This window comes from Pseudomonas sp. IT-P395, from assembly GCF_949767675.1.
Lineage (GTDB): Bacteria > Pseudomonadota > Gammaproteobacteria > Pseudomonadales > Pseudomonadaceae > Aquipseudomonas.
The window spans coordinates 144,261-165,087 of the sequence record NZ_CATKPW010000055.1 but is presented as its reverse complement, the minus strand read 5'-3'; the positions used below and the strand labels follow the sequence as shown (position 1 = coordinate 165,087).

General features: G+C 60.2%; 18 protein-coding genes. 11 read left to right on the top strand and 7 right to left on the bottom strand.

The annotated features are described in order from the left end of the window. The first annotated feature begins 105 nt into the window (after positions 1-105). Positions 106-315: a DUF2788 domain-containing protein gene (locus ACM6IN_RS22885; RefSeq protein WP_007909655.1), complete on the top strand. Its 210-nt coding sequence runs from the start codon at positions 106-108 to the stop codon at positions 313-315. Here the strand turns inward: ACM6IN_RS22885 and ACM6IN_RS22880 are convergent. The 4 genes from ACM6IN_RS22880 to ACM6IN_RS22865 form a co-directional block, all read right to left on the bottom strand. After that, positions 310-945, bottom strand: a complete 636-nt coding sequence (locus tag ACM6IN_RS22880) for a pseudouridine synthase (protein WP_414916746.1) — start codon at positions 943-945, stop codon at positions 310-312. The genes ACM6IN_RS22885 and ACM6IN_RS22880 overlap by 6 nt on opposite strands. Before the next feature lie 72 nt (positions 946-1,017). Continuing rightward, on the bottom strand, positions 1,018-2,517 hold the full coding sequence (amn, locus tag ACM6IN_RS22875; RefSeq protein WP_161986511.1) for an AMP nucleosidase: 1,500 nt from the start codon (positions 2,515-2,517) through the stop codon (positions 1,018-1,020). 192 nt (positions 2,518-2,709) lie between these two features. Then, entirely contained in the window at positions 2,710-4,359 is a 1,650-nt protein-coding gene (locus ACM6IN_RS22870) for an acyl-CoA dehydrogenase family protein (protein ID WP_414916745.1), read from the bottom strand. A gap of 95 nt (positions 4,360-4,454) precedes the next feature. Further along, on the bottom strand, positions 4,455-6,809 hold the full coding sequence (locus tag ACM6IN_RS22865) for a 7TM diverse intracellular signaling domain-containing protein (RefSeq protein WP_414916744.1): 2,355 nt from the start codon (positions 6,807-6,809) through the stop codon (positions 4,455-4,457). 347 nt (positions 6,810-7,156) lie between these two features. Here ACM6IN_RS22865 and ACM6IN_RS22860 point away from each other — a divergent pair, with 347 nt between their 5' ends. From ACM6IN_RS22860 to ACM6IN_RS22845, 4 genes are all read left to right on the top strand, one after another. After that, positions 7,157-7,954 carry a hydroxymethylpyrimidine/phosphomethylpyrimidine kinase gene (locus tag ACM6IN_RS22860; RefSeq protein WP_007909650.1) on the top strand — a complete coding sequence of 266 codons (798 nt, stop codon included), beginning with the start codon at positions 7,157-7,159 and terminating at the stop codon, positions 7,952-7,954. A gap of 18 nt (positions 7,955-7,972) precedes the next feature. Next, a complete protein-coding gene (gene thiE / locus ACM6IN_RS22855; RefSeq protein ID WP_414916743.1) occupies positions 7,973-8,596 on the top strand; it encodes a thiamine phosphate synthase in 624 nt (207 codons plus the stop codon). A gap of 15 nt (positions 8,597-8,611) precedes the next feature. Then, positions 8,612-9,895, top strand: coding sequence for a glutamate-1-semialdehyde 2,1-aminomutase (gene hemL, locus ACM6IN_RS22850; RefSeq protein ID WP_007909648.1), 1,284 nt, complete (start codon positions 8,612-8,614; stop codon positions 9,893-9,895). Positions 9,896-10,120: 225 nt separating this feature from the next. Next, entirely contained in the window at positions 10,121-10,675 is a 555-nt protein-coding gene (locus tag ACM6IN_RS22845) for a tetratricopeptide repeat protein (protein WP_003228518.1), read from the top strand. A 124-nt stretch (positions 10,676-10,799) separates the two neighbouring features. Here ACM6IN_RS22845 and ACM6IN_RS22840 read toward each other — a convergent pair whose 3' ends face one another. Beyond that, complete coding sequence (locus tag ACM6IN_RS22840; RefSeq protein ID WP_003185742.1) at positions 10,800-11,129, bottom strand: DUF1820 family protein; 330 nt, start codon at positions 11,127-11,129, stop codon at positions 10,800-10,802. Positions 11,130-11,262: 133 nt separating this feature from the next. Here ACM6IN_RS22840 and miaB point away from each other — a divergent pair, with 133 nt between their 5' ends. The 5 genes from miaB (at position 11,263) to lnt (ending at position 16,637) form a co-directional block, all read left to right on the top strand. After that, positions 11,263-12,591: a tRNA (N6-isopentenyl adenosine(37)-C2)-methylthiotransferase MiaB gene (gene miaB, locus ACM6IN_RS22835; RefSeq protein WP_007909647.1), complete on the top strand. Its 1,329-nt coding sequence runs from the start codon at positions 11,263-11,265 to the stop codon at positions 12,589-12,591. A 177-nt stretch (positions 12,592-12,768) separates the two neighbouring features. Beyond that, the gene (locus ACM6IN_RS22830) at positions 12,769-13,767 is read left to right on the top strand and encodes a PhoH family protein (RefSeq protein WP_042704951.1); all 999 of its coding nucleotides are present in this window, start codon (positions 12,769-12,771) and stop codon (positions 13,765-13,767) included. Further along, positions 13,760-14,254 carry an rRNA maturation RNase YbeY gene (ybeY, locus tag ACM6IN_RS22825; protein WP_007909643.1) on the top strand — a complete coding sequence of 165 codons (495 nt, stop codon included), beginning with the start codon at positions 13,760-13,762 and terminating at the stop codon, positions 14,252-14,254. The genes ACM6IN_RS22830 and ybeY overlap by 8 nt, the downstream gene beginning before the upstream one ends. 5 nt (positions 14,255-14,259) lie before the next feature. After that, on the top strand, positions 14,260-15,099 hold the full coding sequence (locus tag ACM6IN_RS22820; RefSeq protein ID WP_007909641.1) for an HlyC/CorC family transporter: 840 nt from the start codon (positions 14,260-14,262) through the stop codon (positions 15,097-15,099). 14 nt (positions 15,100-15,113) lie between these two features. Next, entirely contained in the window at positions 15,114-16,637 is a 1,524-nt protein-coding gene (lnt, locus tag ACM6IN_RS22815; RefSeq protein WP_414916742.1) for an apolipoprotein N-acyltransferase, read from the top strand. Positions 16,638-16,724: 87 nt separating this feature from the next. Here the strand turns inward: lnt and ACM6IN_RS22810 are convergent, their stop codons facing one another. Both ACM6IN_RS22810 and ACM6IN_RS22805 read right to left on the bottom strand, forming a co-directional pair. Then, the gene (locus tag ACM6IN_RS22810) at positions 16,725-17,486 is read right to left on the bottom strand and encodes a YdcF family protein (RefSeq protein ID WP_095114029.1); all 762 of its coding nucleotides are present in this window, start codon (positions 17,484-17,486) and stop codon (positions 16,725-16,727) included. 104 nt (positions 17,487-17,590) lie between these two features. Beyond that, on the bottom strand, positions 17,591-17,914 hold the full coding sequence (locus tag ACM6IN_RS22805) for a hypothetical protein (RefSeq protein ID WP_414916741.1): 324 nt from the start codon (positions 17,912-17,914) through the stop codon (positions 17,591-17,593). Positions 17,915-18,169: 255 nt separating this feature from the next. On the opposite strand from ACM6IN_RS22805, the gene leuS reads away from it, so the two are divergent. Further along, positions 18,170-20,776, top strand: coding sequence for a leucine--tRNA ligase (leuS, locus tag ACM6IN_RS22800; protein ID WP_414916740.1), 2,607 nt, complete (start codon positions 18,170-18,172; stop codon positions 20,774-20,776). The last annotated feature ends 51 nt before the right edge of the window (positions 20,777-20,827 follow it).

Genomic DNA, 20,827 nt, shown 5'->3' with positions numbered 1-20,827 from the left:
GGGTGAGGGCAAAGGCTTCGGATCAGACCCAGATCAATGTCACCCCACACACCTTGGCGTATACTCGCCGCGCCCTTTTAGCCGCATGCGCGCCGGAGAAACCCAATGGATCCAGCATTATTAGAAGAGTGGATGATGACCGGCCTGGTCAGCATCCTGATCATTTTCATGGGTTTCATCGTCTGGGATCTAGCGAAGAAGTCCAAGGCCGGGCGCTTTGGCTCGTTCATTCTGTTCTTCGTGCTGGGCCTGGGCGTGGCCGCGTTCATCATCAAGAGTGTGGTGATCGGCCTGATCGAATCCGGCGCTCTATAAGCGCGCCGGCACTTCCTTCCACTGGCCCTGATCAAGCCCTTCGATCGACCAGTCGCCAATTCTCACCCGCACCAGCCGCAATGTCGGCAACCCGACTGCCGCGGTCATGCGCCGTACCTGACGGTTGCGCCCTTCGCGAATCACCAGCTCCAGCCATGAAGTCGGTATGGTCGCGCGAAAGCGCACCGGCGGATTGCGCGGCCACAACTCAGGCTCGTCCAGTTGTTGCGCTTCGGCCGGCAAGGTCATGCCGTCATTCAACGCAACACCATCCCGCAGACGCTGCAACTGCTCGGCCGTCGGCACGCCTTCGACCTGCACCCAATAAGTCTTCGCCAGTTTGTGTTTCGGATCGGCGATGCGCGCCTGCAACTGCCCGTCGTTGGTCAGTAGCAACAACCCTTCGCTGTCACGATCCAGGCGACCGGCCGGATAAATGCCGGGCACATCAATGAAATCCTTGAGGGTCGCCCGCCCTTCGCCGTCGCTGAATTGCGTCAGCACATCGAACGGTTTGTTGAACAGGATCAATTTCGGCTCGGCCGGGGGTGCCTTGGCAACACGGCGCGGGGAAGACGACTGAGGCTTCGCGCCAGGGCGGCGGGAAGGTGGACGTGGAGGACGGGACATGGCGAAAAGAACATCTAACGGTCGAGGCTGACAATGCTAGTGCCCCGACCGCCAAATGACCACGACTAACCGTTAACGGAACGGCGGTTCGTCGAAGCTGCGCAGTTTGCGCGAGTGCAGCGAGTTGAGTTCAGTGCGCAGCAGGTCCACCGCTTCGATGCCGATCTTCAAGTGCTGGCTGACCGCACGCTCATAGAAGGCGTTGGCCGAACCCGGCAGCTTGATTTCGCTGTGCAGCGGTTTGTCCGAAACGCACAGCAACGTGCCGTACGGCACCCGCAAGCGATAACCCTGCGCGGCAATCGTGCCGCTTTCCATGTCCACCGCCACGGCGCGGGACAGGTTGATCAACGGCCGCTCCTGCGCCCAGCGCAATTCCCAGTTACGGTCGTCGTAGGTCAGCACGGTGCCGGTGCGCAGGCGTTTTTTCAGGTCATCGCCCTTCTCGCCGGTGACATTCGCCGCTGCTTGTTGCAGCGCCATTTGCACTTCGGCCAGTGCCGGGATCGGAATGTTCGGCGGCACCACGCGGTCGAGAATGCCGTCGCGACGCATATAAGCGTGGGCCAGCACATAGTCGCCAATGGTCTGCGACTGACGCAGGCCACCGCAGTGGCCGATCATCAGCCAGCAATGCGGACGCAGCACCGCCAGGTGATCGGTGATGTTCTTGGCGTTGGACGGGCCGACGCCGATGTTGACCAGGGTCACGCCGTGGCCATCGCTGGCAATCAGGTGATAGGCCGGCATCTGGTAACGGTGCCAGACCACACCGGCAGCAATCGCCGACGCTTCGCCGTGATCCATGCCCTTCTCGATGATCACGTTGCCCGGCAAGACCATGCGCACGAAACGCGGGTCGCTGCGCAGTTGCTCCAGACCATGGACGATGAACTGGTCGACGTAGCGGTGATAGTTGGTCAGCAGAATCCACGGCTGCACATGGCGCCAGTCGCTGCCGGTGTAGTGCACCAGACGACGCAGCGAGAAATCCACGCGCGCGGCGTCGAACAAGGCCAGCGGCAGCGGATCGGTGTTTTCCCAGTCGTAGAGACCGTCGGCGATGCCGTCGGTGGCCGCCGACAGGTCGGTACTCGGGAACACCCGCGCCAGCACGGCAGCGGTGACGCCGGAGCCAGCCAGCTCATCGCCCTGCTCGACCACATACGGATACGGGATATTTTGCTGGCTGACGCCGACTTCCACGGTCACGGTGAAGTCATGCATCAACGGCACAAGTTGTTCGAGCAGGTATTTGCGGAACGCCGCCGGGTGGGTGACGGTGACGCTATAAGTGCCCGGCAATTGCACCTTGGCGTAAGCGCGGGTGGTCTGTGGGACTTCGCCCTGGCAATGGTAGGTCAGACGCAGTTCGGGATAACGAAACAGAGCACGCTGCGCAGCGTCGGGTTCGACGCGATCCTTGAGGTAACGCTTGAGCGCCGAGTTCAGCGCAGTGGTGGCCCGCTCGTGCAACTCGGCCAGACGATCCACGGCTTGTTCGGCGGTTTGAACGACAATAAACGCTTCGGTCACGATCAGCTTCCTGTGTTCTGACTTGCAGAGCTTCATCTTGCCTGCATCGTGGCGTCACGGGAACAGTGGCGTTGTGGGTGTACCCAAATCTTTCAGACAAAGCGAACCCCTGTGGGAGCTGGCTTGCCAGCGATGAGGCTGGCACATGCAACATCAGTGTTGACTGACAGGCCGCCATCGCTGGCAAGCCAGCTCCCACAGGGTTTTGTAGTGTTGGGGAGATTGCGGTCAGAAACCTTGCGGGGTCGAGCGGGCGACGATAGCTTCGACGTCCAGCCCACGCGGCAAGGCGCCGTACACGCGGCCACCACCGCTCAGACGGCTGGCAATGAACGCATCGCTGACCGCCGAGTTGCCGGCTTCCAGCAATAGCTTGGCCTGCAAACCGAGCGCGATGTCTTCGGTCAGTTGCCGCGCCCGGTACTGAATATCACTGGTGTCCTTGAACTGCGCCTGCAATTGCTGAATATGCGCGGCCAGCCGTTTGTCACCATGTCCATCACCGAGTTCGCTGAACAACACATCCAGCACACCCGGCTCTTTCGACAACGCGCGCAGCACGTCGAGGCACTGCACATTCCCCGAACCTTCCCACGTCGAATTCACCGGCGCCTCGCGGTACAGGCGCGGCAGGATACTGTCCTCGACATACCCGGCGCCGCCCATGCACTCGGCCGCTTCATTGATCATCCCCGGCGCACGTTTGCAGATCCAATACTTGCCCACCGCTGTCACCAGCCGCGCGAATTGCGCTTCATGGCGATCATCCAGATGATCCAGCGCCTTGCCCATCCGCAAACTGAGCGCCAGCGCGGCTTCGCTTTCCAGCGCCAGATCGGCCAACACATTTTGCATCAATGGCTGTTCGCTGAGCAGTTTGCCGCCGACCTTGCGGTGCGCGCAGTGGTGGCTGGCCTGGGTCAGCGCCTGGCGCATCAGCGCGCTGGAACCGACCATGCAATCAAAACGTGTCATCGCGACCATCTCGATGATGGTTGGCACGCCGCGCCCTTCCTCGCCAACCATCCACGCCAGCGCGCCACGGAACTCCACTTCGCTGGAGGCGTTGGACTGGTTACCGAGTTTGTTTTTCAGACGCTGGATATAGAACTGATTACGCGTGTCATCCGGGCGATGGCGTGGCAGCAGGAAGCAGGTCAAACCCTTGTCGGTCTGCGCCAGCGTCAGGAAGGCATCGCACATCGGCGCCGAGCAGAACCACTTGTGCCCGACCAGTTCATAGGCCTCGCCCGGGCCACTGGCGCCGACCGGATACGCCTTGGTGGTGTTGGCGCGCACGTCGGTGCCGCCCTGTTTCTCGGTCATGGCCATGCCGATGGTCACGCCGGCCTTGTGCGCCATACCGACGTTGCGCGGATCGTATTCCGTGGCGAGGACTTTCGGCAGCCATTGTTCTGCCAGATTCGGCTGCAAACGCAGGGCCGGCACGCTGGCGAAGGTCATGGTCAACGGGCAGCCGCTGCCCGCCTCTGCCTGGCTGTGCAGATAGCTCATGGACGCGCGGGCGACGTGAGCACCGTCCTGCGGATGAGTCCATGGCAGCGAGGTCAGACCATGTTCAATCGCGGTGCGCATCAGTTGGTGATAAGCCGGATGAAATTCCACCAGATCAATGCGATGGCCGTAGCGATCATGGCTGGCAAACACCGGTTTGTTCTGGTTGGCGAGGAACCCGGCTTCCATCAGCGGGCCACCGGCGAGCGCGCCGTAGGCATCGATCCGCGACTCCGCCCACCCGGCACCAAAGCGCCGCGACCACTCCTGCAATGGCAGGTCGATGCGATACAGATTGGTGCCGTCCAGCGACGGCGGCTGGTTGGTGACTTCGTGGGTTTCGGCGAACTGATGCAGGTTCATGACGGGGCTCCTTGGTCATCCAGAAGGTCAGTTAAGCACCGCCCCAAGATCGATCAAAGTGTCATATCCGCCGATTTTGCGGCGCTTTTACCCTGTCAGCAACACAGCACCCGGCGCTCCAGCGCGGACTGCAACTCTTCGAATTTCACCGGTTTGTTCAAGTAATCGATGGGCGCGCCAGGCGTGCAAAGTTCCCGCTCGACGGTCAGCGCCAGCATAAACACCGGCAGATTCGCGCAGCCCGGCAATGCATGAATCTGGCAGCACAACGCTGCGCCCTCCTGAGCAGGTAGCTGGCAATCGATGAGCACTGCATCGAAGGCCTCACGCTGCAAGCAATCCAGCGCCGCCGCGCCGTTATCGGCGGTACGCACGCGGAAGCCGAGCTTGAGCAACATGCCGCGCATCACCAGTTGGTTGACGCTGTTGTCGTCCACCAGCAACACCGTGCAGTCCTGTGGTGCGCGCACAAAATGGCGCGAAGGCGCCGGGATCGACGCCGGTTCAATTACCGGTAGTTCGAACTCGACATCCAGCTGGAAGCGGCTGCCACGCCCGGGTTCCGAGCGGTGCGTGAGCTTGCCGTCGAGCAGCTCGACCAACTGTCGGCAGATCGCCAGGCCGACGCCCAATCCGCCATATTCGCGGGTCATCGAACCGTCGAGCTGGAAGAAGCGCTGATACATCGTCGCCTCGCCCAGATCGGTGAAACCGATGCCGGTGTCGATCACCGCAAACGACAGGGCCAAACGATTGCCCGTCGACGGTTTGCCGGTAACCCGCAGTGCCAGACCACCAACGCGGGTGAACTTGATCGCGTTATCCAGCAGGCATTCCAGGCATTGCGCGAGTTTGGCGCTGTCGCCATACAAGCGATCCGGCAAGGTCGGCAGTACTTCAACCTTGAAATCCAGCGACTTGCTCGCCGCGTTGCCGTCGAACTGCACGCGCAATGCTTCGACCACCGCACGCAGGCTGAAACTGCCCGGCGCAGCCTTGAGTTTGCCGGCCTGCAATTCGGTGAGGGTGAGGATGCCGTTGACCATGCGCATCATGTCCCGCGCGGAACCGGCGGCGGTTTGCTGATATTGCTCAAGCTCCGGATCCAGATCGACGGTCTGCATCAGTTCCAGCGAACCGATCACACCGTTCATCGGCGTGCGCAGTTCGTGGGTCAAGGTCGCCAAAAACTCATCCTTGAGCTTGTTGCTGTGGGCCAGTTGCTGGTTGAGCACTTCGAGTTTCTGCCCGGCGTCGTACAACGTCTGCGCCTGTTGCTCACGCATCGCGTTGATGCGGTCGGCCAGCGCCAGCGACAGCAGCGCCACTTCGATGGCCGAACCGATCTGGCTGGCGTACATGGTCAGGAACACGTTCGGCAGCAGGCCGAGCACCATCAGGGTGTTGACGATGCCGCCAAGCAGGAACGCCGACCAGGCAATGATGAAGTAACGTGCCACCCGCAAGCCGCGCCACCAGGCCAGAATCCCGGCGGCGAAAATCACGACCGTAAAGGTCAGCGCCAGTACCGTCGCCAGACGCAGCGACAACGCGTAACTGGTCATCAGCGACAAACCAACCACCAGCGCGCCGAACGCGATCAGCGCAATCAGCAAGCGATCGAGCCAGCGGCTGTGGTTTTTGGTCTGCAGGAAGCTGCGGGCGAACTGACTGCCGAACAGCCCCGCACAGCCGATGAAGAATGGCGTCGCGGCGTTGGCCCACCATGGGTTGTCAGGCCAGAAGTACTCGACTGCCGCACCGTTCACCGACAGTTGATAGAGGCCGAACGAGGCAATATAGAAGATGTAATAGAGATAGCTGGTGTCGCGCACGCTGAGGAAGATGAACAGGTTGTAAACCAGCATCCCCAACAGCACGCCATAAATGATGCCCAGCACATACAGGCGCACCGGCTGGTCTTCGAGGTACGCAGTACTCGACCATAACGTCACCGGTGCCTGAATCGAGCCTTCGCTGGCCAGTCGCAGGTACACGGTTTGCTGTTGATTCGGCGTGAATGAAAGGTCGAACAAATAGTTGTTCTGGCGGATCTCGCGACTGGCGAACGGCAGGGCGTCGCCGGTTTGCCGGACGAGGCGGTAGTCGCCACTGGCGTCAGGCATGTAGAGGTCGAGATGGTCGAGCGGTGGATACGCCAGTTCCAGCAGCCAGGTGCGTTGGGCGGCGGGATTGCTCGGACGGTAATGCAGGTCAATCTTCAGCCAGAACGCCGAGCGCGAGTATCCGGCATTGAGCGTGGCTTTATCGTGAGGTTTGAAATTACCGGCGGCAGCCTGCGCACGAACATCGGCAATGCTCGCCTGACCACTGGGGTCTTCGAACACTTGCAGTGATCGGCCCAGAGGGAGGCTCTGGGTAAATTCGTCGAATTCGACGGCGCTCGCCATAAAGGGCAAGCAGAACAGCAACATCAGCAAATAGCGCATTGAAGCCCCAGCGTGGCTCGTCCGGTTGTGTCAGGAAGCCCCCCATTCCCTTTGAGTAGACGTAAAACCGGTATTACCTGTTATTGGTTTGGATCCAGACTAGCATAGCCGTTGATGGCCATTGAGCACCATTGAAATTTTTCCTACAAAGGCTCTAGAACGGGCGTTCCAGAGCAAAGCGGCGAGCTAGAGCTGTTGGATCGGTCAGGTAGACAAAAAGATCGCAGACCGCGGCAGCTCCTACACTTGAATGCGTTCCCTAGTAGGAGCTGCCGCAGGCTGCGATCTTTTGATCTTGCTGTTCCACCCACACCCGAAAATCAGCTTTGGTGGTAAGCTCGCGCACCATGAATATCTACAGCTCCCGCCCCGTTGTCCTCTGTCTCTCCGGCCACGACCCCAGTGGTGGCGCCGGCTTGCAGGCAGATATCGAAGCCCTGCTCGCGCAGGGTTGCCATGCGGCTCCGGCCGTCACCGCCCTGACCGTGCAAGACACCGTCAACGTCACTGACTTCCGCGTCCTCGACCGTGAGTGGGTACTGGCTCAAGCCAATGCCGTGCTCAACGACTCCGAAGTCGCGGCGGTCAAACTGGGCATGCTCGGTTCGCTGGAAATGGTCGACACTGTTGTCGAACTGCTTTCTGCACACCCGCACTTGCCGGTGGTCTGCGACCCGGTACTGCGCGCCGGTGGCGGCGGTCGCCTGGGCAAGGACGAAGTCGGTTATGCGATGCGCGAGCGTCTGCTGCCGCTGTCGATCATTGCCACCCCCAACCTTCCCGAAGCGCGCATCCTCGCCGAACTGCCCGAAGGCACCGCGGACGAGTGCGCTGAAAAACTCCTGCCGTTCGTCAAAAACCTGCTGATCACCGGCGGCCATGGCGACGAAACTGAAATCCATAACCGCGTGTACAGCCGCGACGGTCTGCGTGAAACCTTTATCTGCCAGCGTCTGCCGGGCAGCTATCACGGTTCCGGTTGCACGCTGGCCAGCGCATTGGCCGGTCGACTGGCGCAAGGCGAACACCTCGCCAGTGCCGTGCGCAGTGCACTTGATTACACCTGGCGCACCCTGCGCGATGCCGAACAACTGGGCAAAGGCCAGTTCGTCCCGCGTCGCCTGCCGCTGGATTTCTGCTCGTAACGTCGTGAGGTCTGCCCGATGAAACTACGTGGCCTGTATGCCATTACCGACAGCGAATTGCTGGCCGGCAAGTTTCTCTCTTATGTAGAGGCGGCGCTGGAAGGCGGCGTCACCCTGCTGCAATACCGCGACAAGAGCAACGACGAGGCCCGCCGTCTGCGCGAGGCCGAAGCGTTGCGCGATCTGTGCGAGCGCTACAAAACGCAACTGATCATCAACGATGACGCCGAACTGGCCGCGCGCCTCAACGTCGGCGTGCACCTCGGCCAGACCGACGGCCCGCTGTCGCCGACCCGCGCCCTGCTCGGTTCAAAAGCCATCATCGGTTCGACCTGCCACGCGCAAATCGCGCTGGCCGAACAAGCCGCCAAAGAAGGCGCGAGTTACGTCGCCTTTGGTCGCTTCTTCAATTCCAACACCAAGCCCGGCGCACCGACCTGCAGCCTCGATCTGCTGGACGAGGCCAAGCGCACACTGCACCTGCCGGTCTGTGCGATAGGCGGCATCACCCTCGACAACGCCGCGCCGCTGGTGGCCCATGGAGTCGACTTGCTGGCCGTGGTTCACGGTCTGTTTGGTGCCGAAAGCACCGCCGAAGTGACCCGCCGCGCCCGCGCGTTCAATGAATTACTGAAAGTCTGATTTGAGAGCCCGATCATGTCTCGTTCCGAAACGCTGTTTGCCAATGCCCAGAAACACATTCCCGGAGGCGTGAACTCGCCGGTTCGCGCGTTCAAAAGCGTGGGCGGCACCCCGCTGTTCTTCAAACACGCCGAAGGCGCTTACGTGACCGACGAAGACGACAAGCGTTATGTCGATTACGTCGGCTCGTGGGGTCCGATGATCCTCGGCCACAGCCACCCGGACGTGCTCGACGCGGTGCGCAATCAGCTGCAACACGGCTTGTCGTATGGCGCGCCGACGGCGATGGAAACCGAGATGGCCGACCTGGTCTGCTCGCTGGTGCCCTCGATGGACATGGTGCGCATGGTCAGCTCCGGCACCGAAGCGACCATGAGCGCGATCCGTCTGGCCCGTGGTTACACCGGCCGCGACAGCATCATCAAGTTCGAAGGCTGCTACCACGGTCACTCCGACAGCCTGCTGGTCAAGGCCGGTTCCGGCGCACTGACCCAAGGCGTGCCGAGCTCCGCCGGCGTACCGGCAGCATTCGCCAAACACACCCTGACCCTGCCGTTCAACGACATCGACGCGGTTGAAAAGATGCTCGCTGAAGTTGGCAAGGACGTGGCGTGCATCATCGTTGAACCGGTGGCCGGCAACATGAACTGCGTGCCGCCAGCGCCAGGTTTCCTCGAAGGTCTGCGTTCACTGTGCGACAAGCATGGCGTAGTGCTGATTTTCGACGAAGTGATGACCGGTTTCCGCGTTGCCCTCGGCGGTGCCCAGGCGTACTACGGGGTCAATCCTGACTTGACCACTTTCGGCAAGATCATCGGCGGCGGCATGCCGGTCGGCTGCTTCGGCGGCAAGCGTGAAATCATGGAACGCATCGCGCCGTTGGGTCCGGTGTATCAGGCCGGCACGCTGTCAGGCAACCCACTGGCCATGGCCGCCGGTTTGACCACGCTGCGTTTGATCAGTCGTCCAGGCTTTCACGCCGAGTTGACCGACTACACCACGCGTCTGCTCGACGGTCTGCAACAACGCGCCGATGCCGCGGGCATTCCGTTCGTGACCACTCAGGCCGGCGGCATGTTCGGTCTGTACTTCAGCGGCGCCGATGACATCGTCACCTTTGAAGACGTGATGGCCAGCGACGCTGCCCTGTTCGGTCGCTTCTTCCACCTGATGCTGGAAGGTGGCGTTTACCTGGCACCGAGCGCCTTCGAAGCCGGTTTCACCTCGATCGCCCACGGTGAAGCCGAGTTGCAACTGACGCTGGACGCTGCCGAGCGCGCCTTCGCCGCACTGAAATAATCGCACTGCCGCTGACGTTGGCTATCGCCAGCGTCAGCATTCACCTACATCCGCGCTGTTTTTCCGATGCTCCTGCTAAAAATCTCCCCTAAAGTGGGCGATATATTCCCCGTGCAGCAGAAAAACGAGTAAAGACTTTGTAAGGTTGGCCCTGCTTATTTCATAATGCGCGCTTATTGGATCCCTCGATGGGTCCGCGTGCCCTTCAGAGGTAAGTCGATTCCCATGAACCGCACCGGCCGCACCCTTGCCTTGGGCTGCCTGTTGCTCCTTCAGCCCCTGCTCGCGCATGCACAAGCAGGCGGCAACTCGTTGTTGATCCCGGCGATGGGTCGTTGCACCCTCAATACTCAGCCGCAAGACGTCACGCAGGCACTGGCCGCCTGCCAGAAAGCGGCGGACGAAGGGGATGCGCAAGCGCAATACGAGTTGGGTGAGTTCTACTACGACGGCAAGAATGCGCCGCGCGACCTCAATCAAGCCCTGAGCTACTTCGAAAAGGCCTCGCTGCAAGGCCACGCTCAGGCACAGTTCAAACTCGGCACGATGTTCTTCCACGGTGAAGGCGTGCAGGCCAACAACATTCAGGCGTATATCGTGCTGAAGATGGCGGCGGTCAACGGCGCTGAAGATGCGCTGGACACGGCCGACGAAGTCTCCGAAAAAATGTCCCGCGAAGACCTTGAGACTGCCACTCAGGTGCTTGGGCAAATTTTCCGTAAATACCTGATGGAATTGCAGAGCGCCGATGGGCGTACGCCGTTCTCGCCTCTTCCCTGACCGCCGATAGTTCCCACGCTCTGCGTGGGAACTCATCCCGTGACGCTCCACGTCACCGACGCAGAGCGTCGAAGGCGGCATTCCCACGCAGAGCGTGGGAACGATCAAAAATCCAGATCCGGTTTTACTTCTCAGGCATCGGCATCGGGAACGGCATCACGTTGCCGACCGCGCCACGTGCTTCGCTGATTTTCGGGGTACCCAGACGCTCAACCTCGTCGATGCGCACAATCGAATGCATCGGCACAAAGCTGCGCACCACGCCTTCGAACTGCGCCTTGAGCTTTTCTTCGCTCGGATCGACGACCACTTGCGTGCGCTCGCCAAAGACGAACTCTTCCACTTCCAGAAAACCCCACAGATCACTTTGATAGATCTGCTTGGCGTACATTTCGAACACCTGGCCCTGGTTGAGGAAAATCACCTTATAGATTGGAGCTTCGCGTTTGGTCATGGCGGGGGGATAACATCGGGGATAAAAATGAGGGCGCAAACTATAGCATAGCCTCCGGACGCACAGCGGTAGGAACCTGCGGGCTTGTTCCCTATAATGCCGGGTTCTTTGAATCACGTGACGACACTAATCCATGGCCAAGAAGCTTTACATCGAAACCCACGGTTGCCAGATGAACGAGTACGACAGCTCGCGCATGGTCGATCTGCTGGGTGAACATCAGGCCCTGGAAGTCACCGCTCGCGCGGAGGACGCCGACGTGATTCTGCTCAACACCTGCTCGATCCGCGAGCGCGCCCAGGATCGCGTGTATTCGCAGCTCGGCCGCTGGCGCGAACTGAAACTGGCCAACCCGGAGATGGTGATCGCCGTTGGCGGTTGCGTGGCCAGTCAGGAAGGCGCAGCGATTCGTGATCGCGCCCCATACGTCGATGTCGTGTTCGGCCCGCAGACGCTGCACCGCCTGCCGGAAATGATCGACGCCGCGCGCATCACCAAGCTGCCGCAAGTCGACGTGTCGTTCCCGGAAATCGAAAAATTCGACCACTTGCCCGAGCCGCGTATCGATGGCCCGAGCGCTTATGTGTCGGTGATGGAAGGCTGCAGCAAGTACTGCACGTTCTGCGTGGTGCCTTATACCCGCGGCGAAGAAGTCAGCCGGCCGTTCGATGACGTGATCGCCGAAGTCATCCACCTCGCCGAAAACGGTGTGCGTGAAGTGACGCTGCTCGGGCAGAACGTCAACGGCTATCGCGGCACCACCCATGACGGGCGCCTGGCGGATCTCGCTGAGCTGATTCGCGTTGTCGCCGCCATCGACGGCATCGACCGCATCCGCTACACCACTTCGCACCCGCTGGAATTCTCCGACAGCCTGATTCAGGCCCACGCTGACGTGCCGGAACTGGTGAAACACCTGCATTTGCCGGTGCAATCGGGCTCCGACCGGATTCTCGCGGCAATGAAGCGCAACCACACCGCGCTTGAGTACAAATCCAAGCTGCGCAAACTGCGCGCCGCTGTGCCGGGAATCTGCATCAGCTCGGACTTCATCGTCGGTTTCCCCGGCGAGACCGAGAAAGATTTCGAACAGACCATGAAGCTGATTGCCGACGTCGGTTTCGACTTCTCTTATTCCTTCGTTTATAGCCAGCGCCCGGGCACGCCGGCGGCCGATCTGGCCGACGAGACCCCGGAAGAGCTGAAGAAGGAACGCCTGAACGCGCTGCAACATCGCCTGAATCAGCAAGGCTTCGAGATCAGCCGACAAATGGTCGGTTCGATCCAGCGCATTCTGGTCACCGATTACTCGAAGAAAGACCCGGGCGAGTTGCAGGGGCGTACCGAGAATAATCGTATCGTCAACTTCCGCTGCGACAATCCAACCCTGATCGGTCAGTTCGCCGACGTGCACATCGACGCGGCACAGCCGCACTCGCTGCGCGGCTCGCTGATCCAATAAATGCAAAAGATCGCAGCCTTCGGCAGCTCCTACATGGATTACATTCCCCTGTAGGAGCTGCCGAAGGCTGCGATCTTGACGGTGTCGACGCCGAGAATATTTAAGAGCTTTCGCACCCAGGCCTCTGGCGTTATCCTTGATTTCATCTTAATTGCCCCAGGGCGGCTAAATACGACCTTGAACGCTCCCATAGAACCACATCGTTTTATCCTCGAGCCCTTTGAGGCTCGCCGCTTCGCCAATCTGTGCGGGCAATTCGACGAGCATTTGCGCTTGATCGAACAGCGCCTGACCATCGAGATCCGCAACCGCGGAAACCAGTTCGAACTGATCGGCGACCCCAAACACACCACGTCTGCGGAAAATCTGATTCGTCGCCTGTACCGGGAAACCAAAGGTTCAGAGCTGTCGCCAGATACGGTTCACCTGTTCCTGCAGGAATCAGCCGTGGTCGAGCTGGACAATCACGCCCCCGCCGAAGCCTCCGTCGCCCTGCGCACCAAGAAAGGCATGATTCGCCCGCGCGGCTTGAATCAGTTGCGCTACGTGAAGGAAATTCTCGGTAACGACATCAACTTCGGCATCGGCCCCGCCGGTACCGGCAAGACCTATCTGGCCGTGGCGTGCGCTGTCGATGCCCTGGAGCGCGAGCAGATCCGCCGCATCCTGCTGGTGCGTCCGGCGGTTGAAGCGGGTGAAAAACTCGGCTTCCTGCCCGGCGACCTGTCGCAGAAGATCGACCCGTACCTGCGCCCGCTCTACGACGCGCTCTACGAGATGCTCGGCTTCGAATACGTGGCCAAGTTGATCGAACGTCAGGTCATCGAAGTGGCGCCACTGGCCTATATGCGCGGCCGCACGCTGAACAACAGCTTCATCATTCTCGACGAAAGCCAGAACACCACCGTCGAACAGATGAAGATGTTCCTGACCCGAATCGGCTTCGGCTCTACAGCAGTCATTACCGGTGACATCACCCAGGTCGACCTGCCGAAAGGCACCAAGTCGGGTCTGCACCACGTGATTGAAGTGCTCAAAGACGTTCCGGGCATCAGCTTCACGCACTTCCAGCCTAAAGACGTCGTGCGCCATCCTTTGGTCCAGCGGATCGTCGAAGCCTACGAGCGCTTCGAAAACCGTGATGACGCCCCCAAGGACACTTCGCGAAATGCTTGAGCTAGACCTGCAAATCGCGACTGAAGCGAGCGCGCCGAGTGAAGCCGACTTCCGCCTGTGGTGCGAACTGGCCCTGCGCCAGCGCACCGCCGACTCGGAAATGACCATTCGTCTGGTCGACGAGGAAGAAGGTCGCGAGCTCAATCACACCTGGCGTCACAAGGATTACGCGACCAACGTCCTGTCGTTCCCGGCGGAAGTACCCGACGAGTTTCTCGATATCCCGTTGCTCGGCGATCTGGTGATCTGCGTGGCCGTGGTCGAGCGTGAAGCCGCCGAACAAGGCAAGGAACTAAAGGCCCACTGGGCACATCTGGTCATTCACGGCTGCTTGCATCTACTGGGTTACGACCATATAGATGACGAGGAAGCCGAAGAAATGGAAGCACTGGAACGCGAGTTGCTTGCCGAATTGGGCTATCCCGATCCGTACGCGGACGACGAACCCGAAACATCCCCTATCGTTACAACAAAGGATTCAGAGTAATCGCTATGAGCGAAGATCGATCGAGCAACGGGCAGAAGTCATGGCTGGGCAAACTGACCCAGGCTTTTGCCCACGAGCCGAAGAACCGTCAGGAGCTGCTTGAGCTACTGCGTGATGCACATCAAAACAAACTGCTGGACAGCGAAGCGCTGGCCATCGTCGAAGGTGCCATTCAGGTGGCTGACCTGCAAGTACGCGACATCATGGTGCCGCGCTCGCAGATGATCAGCATCAAGGCGACCCAGACACCGCGTGAATTCCTCCCGGCCGTGGTCGACTCGGCCCACTCGCGCTATCCGGTCATTGGTGAAAGCCATGACGACGTGATGGGCGTGCTGCTGGCCAAGGATCTGCTGCCGCTGATCCTCAAGGAGAACGGCGACAGCTTCAACATCAAGGATCTGCTGCGCCCGGCCACCTTCGTGCCGGAATCCAAGCGTCTGAACGTGTTGCTGCGAGAATTCCGCGCCAACCACAATCATATGGCCATCGTCATCGACGAATACGGTGGTGTGGCCGGCCTGGTAACAATTGAAGACGTGCTGGAACAGATCGTTGGCGACATCGAAGACGAGCACGACGTCGAAGAAGACAGCTATATCAAGCCGCTGCCCAGCGGTGACTTCCTGATCAAGGCCCTGACCCCGATCGAGAACTTCAACGAGTTCTTCGACAGCGAGTTCTCCGATGACGAATTCGACACCGTCGGCGGTCTGGTGATGAGCGCGTTCGGGCACTTGCCAAAACGCAACGAAATCACTGAAATCGGCGCCTATCGTTTCCGCATCCTGAACGCCGACAGCCGTCGGATTCATTTGCTGCGACTGACGCCAATTGCTCGTTAATCCTAAGGACTGAAATGCGCTGGACAACCCGCCCCGGCTGGCCCGGTAACCTGCTGGCCGTGGCGGCCGGTGCAATCACCACCTTCGCTCTGGCACCTTTCAACATCTGGCCGCTGGCTTTGCTGGCGGTCGGCTTGTTCTATGCCGGTTTGCGCGAGCTGAGCCCGCGTCAGGCGCTGGGCCGAGGCTGGTGTTTCGGTTTCGGCCTGTTCGGCGCCGGCACCAGCTGGATCTATTACAGCATTCATCATTTCGGCGGCGCTTCGGTGCTGCTGGCCGGGTTCCTGATGCTGCTGTTTACGGCGGCGATTGCCTGGTTCTTCGCCCTGCCCGCCTGGTTATGGGCGCGCTGGTTGCGCCGTAACGAGGCGCCGGTGGCCGATGCCTTGGCATTTGCTGCGTTGTGGGTCGGCCAGGAAGCATTTCGTGGTTGGTTCCTCACCGGTTTCCCGTGGCTGTACTCAGGTTACAGCCAGCTCGACGGCCCATTGTCCGGACTCGCGCCAGTCGGTGGCATGTGGCTGGTGTCGTTCGTACTGGCGTTGACTGCGGCGCTGATTTACAACGGGCCGCGTCTGTTGCAAACCGGCCGCAAAGGTTTTGTCGTTGCCGGTCTGGTGCTGCTGGTTGGCCCTTGGGTGGCCGGCATTACGCTCAAGGGCCATGCCTGGACAAGTCCGTCCGGCGCGCCGCTGAGTGTTGCCGCGATTCAAGGCAACGTCGCACAAAGCATGAAATGGGACCCGGCCGAGCTCAACGCGCAGCTGGCCCTGTACCGCGATTTGAGTTTCCGTTCGAAACCGGTGGATCTGCTGATCTGGCCGGAAACCGCCGTGCCCGTGCTCAAGGAGTCCGCCGAGGGCTACCTGAACATGATGGGCACCTTCGCCGCCGAGCGTAAATCGGCGCTGATCACCGGCGTACCGATTCGCGAAACCGTTCGTCATGAAAAACGCTTCTTCAACGGTATTACCGTGGTCGGCGAAGGCGACGGTACTTATCTGAAACAGAAACTGGTGCCCTTCGGCGAATACGTGCCACTGCAGGATGTATTGCGCGGGCTGATCGCCTTCTTCGACCTGCCAATGTCCGACTTTGCCCGTGGCCCGGCGGATCAGGCACTGTTGCAGGCCAAGGGTTATCAGATCGCACCGTTTATCTGCTACGAAGTGGTGTATCCGGAGTTTGCCGCCAGCCTGTCGGCGCGCAGTGATCTGCTGCTGACGATCAGCAACGACACCTGGTTCGGCACCTCGATCGGCCCGCTGCAACATCTGCAGATGGCGCAGATGCGCGCGCTTGAGGCCGGGCGCTGGATGATCCGCGCGACCAACAACGGCGTGACCGGGTTGATCAATCCGTTCGGTCAGATCACCGAGCAGATTCCGCAGTTTGAACAGGGCATTCTGTACGGCGAAGTGGTGCCGATGCATAACCTGACGCCGTACCTGCAATGGCGTTCGTGGCCATTGATCATCCTGTGCGTGCTGTTGTTTGGCTGGGCACTGATGGCCAGCCGGATGTCGAAAACCCTTTAAAGCAAAAGATCGCAGCCTGCGGCAGCTCCTACAGGGAAAACGCAAATCCCAATCTAGGAGCTGCCGCAGGCTGCGATCTTTTGATCTTCAGCGATAAAACAACGAATACCCCACCTGCCCCACCGCTTCATTCAACAGTTGCCCGCTCTGCCAGATCGACTTGAACTCCGGAAGCCAGCCACCAAACGGTCTTGCGTTATCCGTGCCCAAAAAGCCGACCGGCGCCGGCACCACTTCAAATCCTGCCTGTTCAAAACTCCAGACTGATCGCGGCATGTGCCAAGCCTGCGTCACCACAACCACGCGCTTGATCCCCTGCGGCAATAGAATGTCAGCGCTGAACTTGGCGTTTTCCCACGTTGTACGACTCTCGCCTTCCTGCCAACGCACCATCACGCCAAAATCGTCGCGCAATGAATCCGACATCAGTTTCGCCTCGGTCGGCGGTGTACCGTAATGCAAGCCACCCGTGGTCAGAATCGGCAAACCGGACGCTTTCGCCAGCCGCGCCGCGTAACGTTGACGCTCAAGCCCCACGCCGGTCGGCTGATCCTCACCCCAGGCCAGATCGCCGCGCTCGCGCCCGGAGCCCAGCACCACAATCGCGTCCGCGCGCTGCGCCAGCGTCGCCCATTCTTCACGTGCCAGCGGCGGCTCGCGCTCCAGCGCTTTGGCGCCCCATTGCACGACGACAGGCAGGCTCATGAGCCACAACCCGCCAAAACCAAGGGCAAAACACACGCCAGCCAGTCGCGGCCGTGAGCGGCGTAACCACCACGCAGCCAGCAACAGCAGCAAAAGAATGCCGGGCGGCAATAAAAGTTGTTTGATGAAATAACGAAAGGGCATCGAGCATCTCCAGAGATGCCCGAAGCCTAAGAGTGTTAATAAAGCGTTACAACCAATAGGTGGGATCCTGTTGAAAAAGATCCGGTTCTTGACCTGCCATGCGCTTACTTGGCCTGCAAAGCACGTAATTTGACGGTGTCTCTGCCGGGCGCCTTGTCCTTGAGCCAGATGACCTTGGCCGAATGTGCTGCATCGAGCTGCTTCACTGCTTGTGACAGGCATCCATGCGATTCACGTTCACTGCGATCCAGATAGGCCTTGACCAGTTTGAACTCGGCGGGGCTCAAGCCACGCAATTCCAGTTCCAGGGGGCGCTCGTCGCGCAGCCGGTCAGCGGTTTTTACAGCGTCCAGGGCCATCCCCAGACGATCGATCAACCTTTCGTACAACTCGGGTTTCGTCACGTTTTTTTGCCGTTGCTCCACCATCCCTCACCTCATTGAAGATAAGACTCACTCCCCAGTTAGAGCTTAGCTTCGCTGCACAAACCGGCTGCACGCCGCGACCAACGGCCCTCGCCAAGGATTGACCGGGCCAAACTGCTGTAATCAGGGTTTCCCTAGGCCAAGCGCGGTCATGTATGCTACGGCGCTTCCTGTAATTCCACTTCCAGCTCGTCCGGGCCAACCCCGGAACCTGCGTTGAAGAGGATTAGGCCACCCCTATCCAGTACAAAAGTAGCCATGCACGAACAATATCAGCCCCGTGAAATCGAAGCCGCCGCCCAGTCGTTCTGGGACGAGCAAAAGTCCTTTGAAGTCAGTGAACAGCCAGGCAAGGAGACTTTCTACTGCCTGTCGATGTTCCCTTACCCCAGCGGCAAGCTGCACATGGGGCACGTGCGCAACTACACCATCGGCGACGTGATCTCCCGCTACCAGCGCATGCTTGGCAAAAACGTTCTGCAACCAATGGGTTGGGACGCGTTCGGCATGCCGGCGGAAAACGCCGCGATGAAGAACAACGTCGCCCCGGCCAAGTGGACCTACGAAAACATCGCCTACATGAAAACCCAGCTGCGCAGCCTGGGCCTGGCGGTCGACTGGTCGCGCGAAGTCACCACTTGCAAACCGGATTACTACCGCTGGGAACAATGGCTGTTCACTCGCCTGTTCGAAAAAGGCGTGATCTACCGTAAAAACGGCACCGTGAACTGGGACCCGATCGACCAGACCGTTCTGGCCAACGAGCAGGTAATCGACGGTCGCGGCTGGCGTTCCGGCGCGCTGATCGAAAAGCGCGAAATCCCGATGTACTACTTCAAGATCACCGCTTACGCGGATGAGCTGCTGGAGAGCCTCGACGAACTGACTGGCTGGCCTGAACAGGTCAAGACCATGCAGCGCAACTGGATCGGCAAATCCCGTGGCATGGAAGTGCAGTTCCCGTACAACGTCGACTCGATCGGCGAAGCCGGTACCCTCAAAGTCTTCACCACCCGTCCGGACACCCTGATGGGCGCGACCTATGTCGCCGTGGCTGCCGAGCACCCACTGGCCACCCTGGCTGCGAAAAACAATCCTGAGCTGCAAGCGTTCATCGCTGAATGCAAGGGCGGCAGCGTGGCTGAAGCCGACGTTGCCACTCAAGAGAAAAAAGGCCTGCCGACCGGCCTGTTCGTCGAGCACCCACTGACCGGTGAAAAACTCCCGGTGTGGGTCGCCAACTATGTGCTGATGCACTACGGCGACGGCGCGGTCATGGCAGTACCGGCGCACGACGAGCGCGATTTCGAATTCGCCCACAAGTACAACCTGCCGGTTAAATCGGTCGTACGTACCAGCTCCGGCGACAGCAACCCGGCCCCGTGGCAAGACGCCTACGGCGAGCACGGCACGCTGATCAACTCCGGTGAGTTCGACGGTCTCGACTTCGCGGGCGCGTTCGACGCCATGGAAGTCGCCCTGATCAAGAAAGAACTGGGCGCCTCGCGCACTCAGTTCCGCCTGCGCGACTGGGGCATCAGCCGTCAGCGCTACTGGGGCTGCCCGATCCCGATCATCCACTGCGATGCCTGCGGTGACGTGCCGGTGCCGGAAGATCAACTGCCTGTCGTCCTGCCGGAAGACGTGGTGCCGGACGGCGCCGGTTCGCCGCTGGCACGCATGCCTGAGTTTTACGAGTGCAGTTGCCCGAAATGCGGCCAGCCTGCCAAGCGCGAAACCGACACCATGGACACCTTCGTCGAGTCGTCGTGGTACTACGCCCGTTACGCCTCGCCGCACTTTGCAGGCGGCCTGGTGGAAAAATCCGCAGCCGATCACTGGCTGCCGGTCGATCAGTACATCGGCGGTATCGAACACGCGATTCTGCACCTGCTCTACGCGCGCTTCTTCCACAAACTGATGCGTGACGAAGGTCTGGTCAGCTCCAACGAGCCGTTCAAAAACCTGCTGACCCAAGGCATGGTGATCGCCGAAACCTACTACCGTCGCGAAGCCAATGGTGCTTACACCTGGTTCAACCCGGCGGACGTAGAACTCGAGCGCGACAGCAAAGCCAAGGTCATCAGCGCCAAACTGAAATCCGACGGTCTGCCGGTGGAAATCGGTGGCACCGAGAAAATGGCCAAGTCAAAAAACAACGGCGTCGACCCACAGTCGATGATCGATCAGTTCGGCGCCGATACCTGCCGCCTGTTCATGATGTTCGCTTCGCCGCCAGACATGAGCGCCGAGTGGTCCGATTCCGGCGTTGAAGGCTCGCACCGCTTCCTCAAGCGCGTCTGGCGTCTGGCGCAAGCCCACGTGACACAGGGCTTGCCGGGCAAACTGGACATCGCCAGCCTGAACGACGAACAAAAAGCCGTTCGCCGCGCGATCCATCTGGCCATCAAGCAGGCCAGCCACGACGTCGGCCAGAACCACAAATTCAACACCGCCATCGCTCAGGTGATGACGCTGATGAACGTGCTGGAAAAAGCCGCACAAGGCACCGAGCAGGATCGCGCGCTGATTCACGAAGGCCTGGAAGCCGTGACGCTGTTGCTCGCACCGATCACGCCGCACATCAGCCACAACCTGTGGAATCAACTGGGTCACGCCGACGCAGTGATCGACGCCGGTTGGCCAGCAGTGGACGAAAGCGCCTTGGTGCAAGACAGCCTGACCCTGGTTATCCAGGTCAACGGCAAGCTGCGTGGCCAGATCGACATGCCAGCCAGCGCAACCCGTGAAGAAGTGGAAGCGGCAGCACGCGCCAACGAAAACGTACTGCGTTTCGTCGACGGTCTGACCATTCGTAAAGTGATCGTAGTGCCCGGGAAACTGGTCAATATCGTCGCCAGCTAATTGGATCGGGCGTCAGGTTCGCCTGACGCCAAGTAAAACCTTTCGGGCCGC